Source organism: Mesorhizobium sp. M7A.F.Ca.ET.027.03.2.1, assembly GCF_003999175.1.
Taxonomy (GTDB): Bacteria; Pseudomonadota; Alphaproteobacteria; order Rhizobiales; family Rhizobiaceae; genus Mesorhizobium.
In genome coordinates this window covers 1-870 of record NZ_RZOM01001598.1, presented here as the reverse complement: position 1 = coordinate 870, position 870 = coordinate 1, and the positions used below count along the sequence as shown (strand labels likewise).

General features: G+C 61.8%; 1 protein-coding gene. It reads left to right on the top strand.

The features are described from left to right. Positions 1-10: 10 nt before the first annotated feature. Positions 11-870: ABC transporter substrate-binding protein (locus tag EN750_RS36700; RefSeq protein WP_245482930.1), on the top strand; the 860-nt coding region annotated here is incomplete at its 3' end.

Here is an 870-nt window from a genome sequence, read left to right as displayed (position 1 = left end):
GTTCCAGGCAATGGCCGCCGACAAGGTGACGTTGCAGCTGAAATGGGTCACGCAGGCGCAGTTTGCCGGCTACTACGTCGCCAAGGCCAAGGGTTTCTATGAGGCCGAGGGTCTCGACGTCGACATCAAGCCGGGCGGTCCCGATATCGCGCCCGAGCAGGTGATCGCCGGCGGCGGCGCCGATGTCATCGTCGACTGGATGGGCGGTGCGCTGGCCGCCCGCGAAAAGGGCGTGCCGCTGGTCAACATCGCCCAGCCGTTCAAGAAGGCAGGCATGGAGCTGGTCTGCCCGAAGGACGGCCCGATCAAGACCGAAGCCGACTTCAAGGGTCACACACTGGGCGTCTGGTTCTTCGGCAACGAGTATCCGTTCTACGCCTGGATGAACAAGCTCGGCCTCAAGACAGACGGCGGCCCGGACGGCGTCACCGTCTTGAAGCAGAGCTTCGACGTGCAGCCGCTGATCCAGAAGCAGGCGGATTGCATCTCGGTCATGACCTACAACGAGTACTGGCAGTTGATCGACGCCGGCTACAAGCCCGAACAGCTGACCGTGTTCAACTACTCGGCCATGGGCAACGACCTGCTTGAGGACGGGCTCTATGCGTCGGAAGACAAGCTCAAGGACCCGGCCTTCGAAGACAAGATGGTGCGTTTCGTGCGCGCCTCGATGAAGGGCTGGAAATACGCCATTGACAACAATGACGAAGCCGCTGGCATCGTCATGGACGGCGGTGGCCAGGACGAGAACCACCAGAAGCGCATGATGAGCGAAGTCGCCAAGCTGATCGACAATGCCGACGGCAAGCTCGACCCGGCGACCTACGAGCGCACCGCCAAGGCGCTGCTCGACCAGAAGATCATCACCAA